The sequence below is a fragment of the Advenella sp. genome (assembly GCF_052108595.1).
Lineage (GTDB): Bacteria > Pseudomonadota > Gammaproteobacteria > Burkholderiales > Burkholderiaceae_B > Advenella.
On the sequence record NZ_JBQEAU010000146.1, the window covers coordinates 1 to 8,884 of the forward strand.

9 protein-coding genes and 1 tRNA gene are annotated in these 8,884 nt (G+C 52.1%); 5 read left to right on the top strand and 5 right to left on the bottom strand.

Going from position 1 to position 8,884, the window contains the following annotated elements; translation table 11 throughout:
- Nucleotides 1-787: porin (locus tag ACTIKR_RS18925; RefSeq protein ID WP_442328685.1), on the bottom strand; the 787-nt coding region annotated here is incomplete at its 3' end.
- A 286-nt stretch (nt 788-1,073) separates the two neighbouring features.
- Here ACTIKR_RS18925 and ACTIKR_RS18930 point away from each other — a divergent pair.
- The gene (locus ACTIKR_RS18930) at nt 1,074-1,250 is read left to right on the top strand and encodes a hypothetical protein (protein WP_193089041.1); all 177 of its coding nucleotides are present in this window, start codon (nt 1,074-1,076) and stop codon (nt 1,248-1,250) included.
- Between the two features lie 164 nt (nt 1,251-1,414).
- Here the strand turns inward: ACTIKR_RS18930 and ACTIKR_RS18935 are convergent, their stop codons facing one another.
- Nucleotides 1,415-1,732, bottom strand: coding sequence for a hypothetical protein (locus ACTIKR_RS18935; protein ID WP_442328686.1), 318 nt, complete (start codon nt 1,730-1,732; stop codon nt 1,415-1,417).
- 246 nt (nt 1,733-1,978) lie between these two features.
- On the opposite strand from ACTIKR_RS18935, the gene ACTIKR_RS18940 reads away from it, so the two are divergent.
- Nucleotides 1,979-3,139, top strand: coding sequence for an enolase C-terminal domain-like protein (locus ACTIKR_RS18940; RefSeq protein WP_442328687.1), 1,161 nt, complete (start codon nt 1,979-1,981; stop codon nt 3,137-3,139).
- A 33-nt stretch (nt 3,140-3,172) separates the two neighbouring features.
- On the opposite strand, the gene ACTIKR_RS18945 is transcribed toward ACTIKR_RS18940, so the two are convergent.
- The 3 genes from ACTIKR_RS18945 to ACTIKR_RS18955 form a co-directional block, all read right to left on the bottom strand.
- Nucleotides 3,173-4,132, bottom strand: a complete 960-nt coding sequence (locus ACTIKR_RS18945) for a Bug family tripartite tricarboxylate transporter substrate binding protein (RefSeq protein ID WP_442328688.1) — start codon at nt 4,130-4,132, stop codon at nt 3,173-3,175.
- 661 nt (nt 4,133-4,793) lie between these two features.
- Nucleotides 4,794-5,375 (bottom strand): hypothetical protein, encoded by a 582-nt coding sequence (locus ACTIKR_RS18950; protein ID WP_442328689.1) that lies wholly within the window; start codon nt 5,373-5,375, stop codon nt 4,794-4,796.
- A 319-nt stretch (nt 5,376-5,694) separates the two neighbouring features.
- Nucleotides 5,695-5,779, bottom strand: a tRNA-Leu gene (locus tag ACTIKR_RS18955).
- 405 nt (nt 5,780-6,184) lie between these two features.
- On the opposite strand from ACTIKR_RS18955, the gene dapC reads away from it, so the two are divergent.
- The 3 genes from dapC to ACTIKR_RS18970 all read left to right on the top strand — a co-directional run.
- Nucleotides 6,185-7,387, top strand: coding sequence for a succinyldiaminopimelate transaminase (gene dapC / locus ACTIKR_RS18960; RefSeq protein WP_442328690.1), 1,203 nt, complete (start codon nt 6,185-6,187; stop codon nt 7,385-7,387).
- 209 nt (nt 7,388-7,596) lie between these two features.
- The gene (dapD, locus tag ACTIKR_RS18965) at nt 7,597-8,418 is read left to right on the top strand and encodes a 2,3,4,5-tetrahydropyridine-2,6-dicarboxylate N-succinyltransferase (protein ID WP_193089037.1); all 822 of its coding nucleotides are present in this window, start codon (nt 7,597-7,599) and stop codon (nt 8,416-8,418) included.
- Between the two features lie 2 nt (nt 8,419-8,420).
- A partial coding sequence (locus tag ACTIKR_RS18970; protein ID WP_442328691.1) for a M20/M25/M40 family metallo-hydrolase occupies nt 8,421-8,884 on the top strand: 464 nt, incomplete at its 3' end.

Below are 8,884 nucleotides of genomic sequence, written 5' to 3' on the forward strand. Positions count from 1 at the left end.
TGATTGTTTCATCTTCAAGGTGGGTCTCACCGTGTGCACGGGTCTCTGTCCATGTACGTTCTGCGGTGCGATAACGATCATAGGAAGCACCGACAGAAACTGGACCGTTTTCGAAGCCCAGGCCCATTGAGATCCAGTTAGTAGTATTTTTTTCGCCTTTTTCCGTTTCACCGTGGCCACGGCGATCAAACTCTTGAGTGTCGGTTTCCTTGTAATTTTTGCCGGCATAAGCAATGCCAAATTTGAAGCCACCGAAATCAGGCGACATATACTTCAAAGAGTCGTCCATGCGGGCAGAAGGTGAATCACCGAATGCACCGTCAACAACACCAGCCTGAAGAACACCTGTGCCGAAAGGATCAATTCCAGAAACCACGTCGTCGGCCACGTTGTACTGGCGACCCAGGGTCAAGGTACCCCAGCTATCGCCGGTCAAACCAACGATTGCTTTACGACCGAACAGACGACCACCTTGTGATGAACGACCGTTACCCAGGTCAAAACCGCTTTCCACCTGGAAAATGGCGCTGGTGCCGTTACCCAGGTCTTCAGTACCTTTGAGGCCCCAACGGTTGCCATTCAGGATACCATTGACCATGCCGATGTTACGTTTTTCTATCCAGCGTGCACCGTGCCGATGTCCATCTTCGAACGCACTTTCAGTAATTTTGGTCTTGGTATAACCGATGCCGCCGTCAACCAGACCATACAACGTTACAGAAGTTGCAGCTTGCGCCACCCCGGTTGCCGCACCGAGCAGCACGATAGATTGCAATGCCTTTTTCATATTGAATACTCCATTTACAAATTTCATTCCGGCGTACCGGATTACTTCATCACCTTTGGGCTAGCGGTATGACACCGGCCAGCTTTACCGGATTACTCCGGTCGCTCGACACCATGATTGCCGGGTTTGCCCCTTAGCAAACTAAGCAGACGCGGCAACCATGTTGACAAACCACTGCATACGGGCCCGCTTATCTTTTTGAATCAAAGGGTTACGGAAGCAGCTTGAGAAGTATTGTATTTTTGAGGGGCTGTTCGTCGCCTTGATCCATGTAAAGGAAAAAAACTTGGAAAGCATGTATATGGAGATTCCGCGCACTGTAGGTGCGACAGCGGGCTTGACGGCGCACTTAGTGCCAAAGCGCCTGGCGACGGCAAGAAAATACAACAATAATAAAAGCCTGAAAGATGTCGCTTTTTCGCATCAATCAGGCTTTTTTACGACATGTTGGGTGGTCGTTTAGACGCGGTGTTGCATTCCTGCAGCAATCTGTGTGGGTTCAAGCTTGATCTTATCGTCCAGCACATCAAACCCCACACTACCGCTGCCGTATGATGCAACGGCATAGAGTGAGGTATGTTTGGACAAATCCTGACTGTATTTTTAATGCTGCCAGCCAGCAGCCCATCAGGCGCCGGCCTTGTGCAACATGCAATAGTCGTACGCTTCCTGTCCGATACCTGTCTTGTTAAGGTCGCTATCGTACGCAACGTCAATAGCATACGTAAACATCGGATCATTACTCTTGCTACCTAGGCTGGCCTTGTCCCCGGCCCTGTCATTGTGGCCACCTTTGCGTGCCTGCAATGTAGTCTCTGCCGTTTCCTGAACGCGCTTGCACACTGAAGCCGCATTCTGATGCGTCGGCTTTACCGGCTCTGCCGCATAAGCTTGCAAGGACGCCACCGCACATATTGCGCCTATGACATATGTCATCATTTTCATTTGAATACTCCTTTTTATACTCACGATGCATCACTACTGCATCATAGCTTACCGGAAAATCACAAGTCTGATGTTTCACATTGACATACTTATAATCCTGCGCCATCCCCCTTCGAACTGCATTATGATTATGACATCCGGGACGTTCATGTTGATAACATCTGCAATAAGAATATTTCCTGGTAGTCGCCGATCCTGGTGACCACTGAAGATTCAAATTCACCCTACTGGCCTGCCTGAACACATATGAGTACGATCGCGTCCGTCACTGCTGTTGCCTTCAATGTTTCACCGAAAACCAACTGGTTTTTCATTCTCATTCAAATGAGCGATGGCAGTAGGGCCTGGGGAGAAGCATCGCTCAATGGCTGGGAAACCGCCCTTCAGACAGCGACTCAGCTACATGGCCAGCCGCTGGTGGGCATGACGGCAGAAGCGGCCATTGCACAATTGCGGCCATCTGCGATGCTACCTGGCGGACTGGTTTCCAATGCCGTGCTCAGCGCCCTGGCCCAGGCACTCTGGACAATCCGCGCCGGGCAGGAGGCCGTGCCGCTACATACCGTACTTGCCCCTCTGCAAAGAAAAGCCATTTCAGTCTACGCAAACATTAATCGCGCCACGGTCGATCGCGCACCGGCAGGCTTTGCCGCCACAGCCCAACGTGCGGCCGCGGCGGGCTTCCTGGGATTCAAGGCAGCGCCTTTTGACGGCGTCACACCCGCTGCGTGCGCTGCCGGAGAAGCTGACCAGTTGATCCGACACGGGGTAGACTGCCTGTATGCCATCCGCGAAGCCGTCGGACCGCAAGCCAGATTAATGGTGGACTGCCATTGGCGTTTTGACGAGAAAAGCGCACTTGATGTGCTGGATCAACTGCAGGACGTTGGTCTGCACTGGTTTGAGTGTCCCCTGGCAGAAACTTATGACAACTGGGATTCTCTGCGTAAAATCAAGGCTCACGCCAACGAACAGAACGTGCTTATTGCAGCAGCGGAGACTCAGGTTGGCGTCGCTTCCTTTGAGATGCAGATTCGTGAAAAACTGCTTGATGTGATCATGCCCGATATCAAGTATTGTGGTGGCCCGGCCCATATGCTGGCGATCGCCGAAATGGCCGCCGCACACGATATCCTGTTCGCTCCCCACAACCCGACCGGCCCGGTGTGCACGGTCGCCTCACTGCATGTCGCCTGCGTTGCCAGCAAGACCCATATGCTCGAATTGCAATTTGAGGAAAGTCCGCTATATGATGCGCTGGTCGGGCAGCAACACCCGACACTGGAAAAAGGCAAATACCATGTTCCCAATCGCACCGGCCTGGGTGTGGAGCCCGATATGCAATTGATAAGCGCCCATCCCTTCAAGCCCGTGCCTTTTGGAATTGAAACCTTGCTGGCAGTCTAAACGCATGATGGCAGCCGAACCGCCTGCATCGTCTCAATCTGCCTTGATATTCTTTTCCTGAGCCAGTTTTTTCCAGCGACTGACATCGTTGCGAATGCGCCCGGCAAATTCCTCGGGCGTGCCGCCGGCCGGCGCGCAACTGACTGCCTTGAGCCGCTCCTGAATATCCGGAGACGCCAGCGCCACGTTGATTTGCTCATTGACGCGTTCTATTAGTTCACCCGGGGTTCCGGCAGGCGCCAATAAGCCAAACCACGCGACCGTTTCAAATCCCGGATAGGTTTCTGCGAGTGTCGGCACGTCGGGCAACTCTGGTACACGCTCCTTTGTGGTCACGGCGAGGGCCTTGGCCTTACCCGACTTGATCTGACTTAGCCACGGAGGTAAATTGCCGATCATGGTAACCACTTCATTGGAAAGCACGGCCTGCACCGCCGGTGTTGCGCCTCGGTACGGAATGTGAACCAGCGGCACGTCAGCAAGACTCTTGAACAATTCAGCAGAAAGATGAGCCGAACTGCCGATACCGCCGGAGGAATAATTGAGCGATGTTTTGCTGTTTTTTATGTAGGCGACGAATTCTTTTAGATTGCTGACCGGCAAATCCTGCCGAACCGCCAGCACATTGGCTGCCGTGCAGAACAGTCCCACGGGCCGGAAGCTTTTAACGACGTCGTAGCGCAACTTGCTGTAGATGGCAGCATTGATTCCATGCGAACCGGCATTGCCGACAATCATGGTATACCCGTCGGGTTTGGCGCCGGCAACCGCCTCCGACCCAATCACACCCCCTGCCCCGGGTTTGTTCTGTATCACGATTGTCTGCCCGAGCGCCCTGCCTACCTTGTCGGCCAGCAAACGGCCAATGGAATCTGAGCCGTCGCCTGGCGGGCTGGGAATGACCCAGGTAATAGGCCGTTCCGGATAAGCGGCCAGCGCTGGCGTGATCGCCAGGCACAACGTCATTGCCATGAATGTCGAACGCTTCAACATATGTCTCCCAAATGACCCAGTGTATAAAAGGCCTTATATAATTTGAACGAACTTCTGATTCAAATGTTATTGCTCTTAAGTATAACGATTGTGATGTTGAAGAGGAGCTTGAAATGTAAAGAATATGCCACTGCAGGCCGTAAGCCCTCAATATTGACGCTCATGTACGACAGTGCAAGCGACCTATATGCTAAATGAGACATATTGAATATTGCAGATGATGGTCAGCACCAATGAGACGGGCATTCGGCTAAGGTAATGGCAAAGATGTAATGACAAATGTGGTTGATCCGACATAGCCACAACCGCGGAGTGTCATAGCCGGACGTAAAAAAACGCCCAGGCACACGTGCCGATAGGCGAAAATGCATACGACACTTAGGATGAAACGCATGCATTGCTGAATATTACGAAACTTAACGTTTGTTAACAATCTCGGGTTTACCCGGGATTTGGTTCGTTTTCTGGCTATGCACTATTCGTGAAACTTCTGAAATGCAGATGCACGCGCGCCACATGTATGGGTTCAGGAACGTTTAGAAAAACCGTTTGAGGATCCTGGCTCAATGCACTTGGAATGGTGCGATCAATCAGGTTAGGTGAATGCCCATCGCCCGTTTGCGGTTATGGGGAGATAGCGCCGGCTTTGATTAGGCCTTCTCTATAACTTGGGATAATCGCTGAACCGGTCCATCACTGCTGTGACAAAATCGTCTGAACGAGAAAAAGCATTTTCATCACTCTTCTTATCCATTTTCCAGACCATGTTCGTCTGGACATAATAATTGTCGAACACAGCATAGCAAAGCCGGTTGGAAGCTGGCTTATCTTTCATAAGAACGCCAACACAATTTACGTGCACGCCTTTGGGCGTAGTAAATTCCTGTTTTTCAGGGGTTGTGCTGTTATCTTTAACCAACGCCTTTTCAACTCCTTCGCCTAGCGCCTTGGCAGCCTTGATTTTGTCGAGACCAGGAGGAATTCTTTGTGCGTTGACGTTTGTGAGACGTACTTTTTGTTCGTTATTATAGATAACGCTTAATGACCCTTTTTTGGGTTCACTGTGGACTTTGTGTATTCTCAAGTCACCAGCCTTCGGTACGACGTATCCCATGATGGGATTTTCCTTGACGCCCTGGCTAATGCTTTTGTTGTTCTCGATACTTTTGACTTCTGCATTTGAAACAACGGGCAGACTTAACAGACCAATTAAACTCAGCCGTACAAAATTATCACAGTTCATCTTTTATGCCATATCCTCAATAATCTATCTTCAAGTATAACAAATGGCATATTTCAACTAGGTGAATATACATGCAGGGGTGCCGCCGGGGCCTGGAGAGAAGCTTTTCGATGGGCGAACGCATTTGACATGAATACGTACGCAACGATCCGTTTTGGTCGTCAGAATGCTTGCCGTTTTATGAGTGATGTCTGGGGAATTTATGCGTAGTTTTGTTGCGAAAATTTGATTCTATACGATCAAACCATTTCGGGCACACACGATAACTTGTTGATTTTGATGATTATTGATTCTATACAACCAACAGGTTTAAATACTGTGGTGCGAGCGAAGAGACTCGAACTCTTACACCTTTCGGCGCTGGAACCTAAATCCAGTGCGTCTACCAATTCCGCCACGCTCGCATCAAAGAACGGGGATTATAGTAGGGTTTGGTGCCCTGCGTAAAGAAATTATGTCAATTCGATGATTTTTACCATCGAAATAACCGTAAATAACGATAGAAAACCCACAAAATCATCAATCATCATCAGGAGCGGCCCAGCTTTCTGGCCGTTGCATAAGTCGGCAATATGATAAGGCACGCAGATAGATCACTCGCAAAAACGTGCCAATCCGTACCCGTTTGCGCAAAGGTCCGCCCTCGTGTGTTATCGATGAACAAACACTCATCTTGTGAAGGACGGCCACAAATCTGTCCAATAACTGCAGGCTGAAATAAACCGCCGTTTCATAGAGAAGATGGGTGGCGCAGCGACGCTGATCACCCTCTATAAATGGTAAACTTGCGCATCTACGCAAGGTCTGTCATGAATCCCAAATTACGTCTGCTGCAACCCTATCCCTTTGAAAAATTGCGGGCGCTGCTTGCCACTGCCCCTACCCCTGCTGCGGAGCTGGCCCATGTGAACCTGTCGATTGGTGAGCCCAAGCATGCCACGCCGGCACTGGTTAACGAGGCGATCACCGATCACTTGTCCGGCCTGTCCGCCTATCCGCCGACCAAGGGTGATGCCCTGCTACGTGAAACGATTGCCGCCTGGATCGGTCGCCGTTACGACATGCCCGCACCAGATCCACAAAGCCAGGTTCTGCCATGCCTGGGGTCGCGAGAAGCGCTGTTTGCCTTTGCCCAAACCGTGCTCGACGGCGCCAGCGACAGTCTGGTCATCTGCCCGAATCCGTTTTACCAGATTTATGAAGGCGCCGCCCTGCTCGCAGGCGCGCAGCCCTATTACGTCAACGCCGTACCTGAACGCAACTTCAGCCCCGACTGGTCGGCCGTACCCGCGCACGTCTGGGAAAAAACACAATTGCTATTTGTGTGTTCTCCTGGCAATCCGGCAGGCAATGTCATGCCGGAAGCCGAGTGGGCATTATTGTTCGAACTGTCGGACCGCTACGGCTTTGTGATTGCCTCCGATGAATGTTATTCCGAAATCTATTTCGACGATGCGCATCCGCCAGTAGGCGTCTTGCAGGCTGCACACAGGCTGGGCCGTACCGATTTCAAAAACTGCGTCTGTTTCTCCAGCCTTTCCAAACGCTCGAATGTACCTGGCATGCGCTCGGGTTTTGTCGCTGGCGATGCAAGCCTGCTTGAATCGTTTCTCCTTTATCGAACTTATCATGGCAGCGCCATGAGTCCGGTCTTTAGTGCCGCCAGCACAGCTGCATGGAATGATGAAACGCATGTTGAGCAAAACCGCGCTCTGTATAAAGCCAAGTTTGATGCGGTATACCCGATTCTGGCCGAGGTGCTGGATGTAAAAATGCCCGATGCCTCGTTCTATCTCTGGGCGGGAACGCCGGTCGCCGACCCTGATTTCGTTCGTGATTTGTTTGGCGCACAGCATGTGACGGTGCTGCCTGGCAGTTATCTGGCGCGTGAGGCGCATGGGATCAATCCTGGCGCCAACCGCATCAGGCTGGCGCTGGTTGCGCCGCTGGATCAATGTGTGGAAGGCGCCCAGCGCATCGCCCGGTTTATCCGGGATCGCTACACCAGCTGACTATAACCGGGTCGCTCGCGATCCGGACCCCTCAGCAGTTCAGATAAAGGGCCGCGCAAACGCCCAGTTTCACTGTAACGCCGGGGATTTTGTTAAGCTTCGGTATCCCGAGAAGGAAAAGCGCATCAACCGGCCATGGGCAGACCCCATCCGGAATATGGGCTATCTTTCACTATTGTGTTTATTATTTTTCAAACTATCCAAATCTTATGACTACTGATCTTCAAACCGTTCTGGAAAAAGCGTGGGATGACCGCGCCAATTTGTCTTCCTCTACTGTTTCAGCCGAAGTGCGTGATGCCGTGGGCACTGCCCTGGCCGGACTGGACAATGGGACGCTGCGCGTTGCCGAGAAAAAGGACGGAGACTGGGTAGTGAACCAGTGGTTAAAAAAAGCGGTGCTGTTGTCTTTCCGCCTGAATGACAACGTGGTCATGAACAATGCGCCGATGCAGTTTTTCGATAAAGTGCCACTCAAGTTCCAGGACTTTACAGAAGCAGATTTCAAAACAGGCGGCTATCGCGTCGTGCCCAACGCCGTCGCGCGTCGTGGCGCTTTTATCGGTAAAAACGTGGTCTTGATGCCTTCATACGTCAATATCGGCGCCTATGTAGACGAAAACACCATGGTCGATACCTGGGCAACCGTAGGGTCCTGCGCACAGATCGGCAAAAACGTCCATCTATCCGGTGGCGTGGGTATTGGCGGTGTGCTGGAACCACTACAGGCGAATCCGACCATTATTGAAGACAACTGCTTTATTGGCGCGCGTTCTGAAGTGGTCGAAGGCGTGATCATCGAAGAAAACTCAGTGCTCGCCATGGGCGTCTTCATTTCCCAAAGCACCAAAATCTATAACCGCGAAACCGGCGAAGTGACTTATGGTCGCGTGCCTTCCGGCTCTGTCGTAGTTCCTGGGTCCCTGCCTGCTGCTGATGGCTCACACAGCCTGGCGTGCGCCGTGATTGTCAAACGCGTGGACGCGAAAACCCGCGCCAAGACCAGCATTAACGACCTGCTGCGTGCCTGATCATGAGTGATGCAATTTCTTCACCGGTACTGGCCCTGACACAGACGCTGATCGCCCGCCAGTCGGTCACGCCAGACGACCGGGATTGCCAGCAGACGCTGGCCGCTGAATTGGCCGACTCGGGCTTTGTCGCAGAGCATCTGCCTTTCGAAGAAGTGCAAAACCTCTGGCTGCGACGCAACACTGCGTCGCCGCTGCTTATTTTTGCCGGGCATACGGATGTGGTCCCCACCGGTCCGCTGGAACAGTGGGACAGCGATCCCTTTGTGCCCACGATTCGCGACGGCAAGCTGTACGGCCGTGGTGCAGCCGATATGAAAAGCTCCATCGCGGCGTTTACCGTTGCCGCCAAAGCGTTCGTACAGGCGCATCCCGACCATCGCGGCTCCATCGCCATGCTGATCACTTCCGATGAAGAAGGTCCGTCCGTCAATGGTACCGTCAAAGTCTGTGAATACCTGAAGCA

Excerpts from the sequence above, each read along its gene's own strand:
- ACTIKR_RS18935 (WP_442328686.1), bottom strand. The coding sequence starts at position 1,732 with ATGAAAATGATGACATATGTCATAGGCGCAATATGTGCGGTGGCGTCC.
- ACTIKR_RS18940 (WP_442328687.1), top strand. The coding sequence starts at position 1,979 with ATGAGTACGATCGCGTCCGTCACTGCTGTTGCCTTCAATGTTTCACCG.
- ACTIKR_RS18945 (WP_442328688.1), bottom strand. The coding sequence starts at position 4,132 with ATGTTGAAGCGTTCGACATTCATGGCAATGACGTTGTGCCTGGCGATC.
- ACTIKR_RS18950 (WP_442328689.1), bottom strand. The coding sequence starts at position 5,375 with ATGAACTGTGATAATTTTGTACGGCTGAGTTTAATTGGTCTGTTAAGT.
- dapC (WP_442328690.1), top strand. The coding sequence starts at position 6,185 with ATGAATCCCAAATTACGTCTGCTGCAACCCTATCCCTTTGAAAAATTG.
- dapD (WP_193089037.1), top strand. The coding sequence starts at position 7,597 with ATGACTACTGATCTTCAAACCGTTCTGGAAAAAGCGTGGGATGACCGC.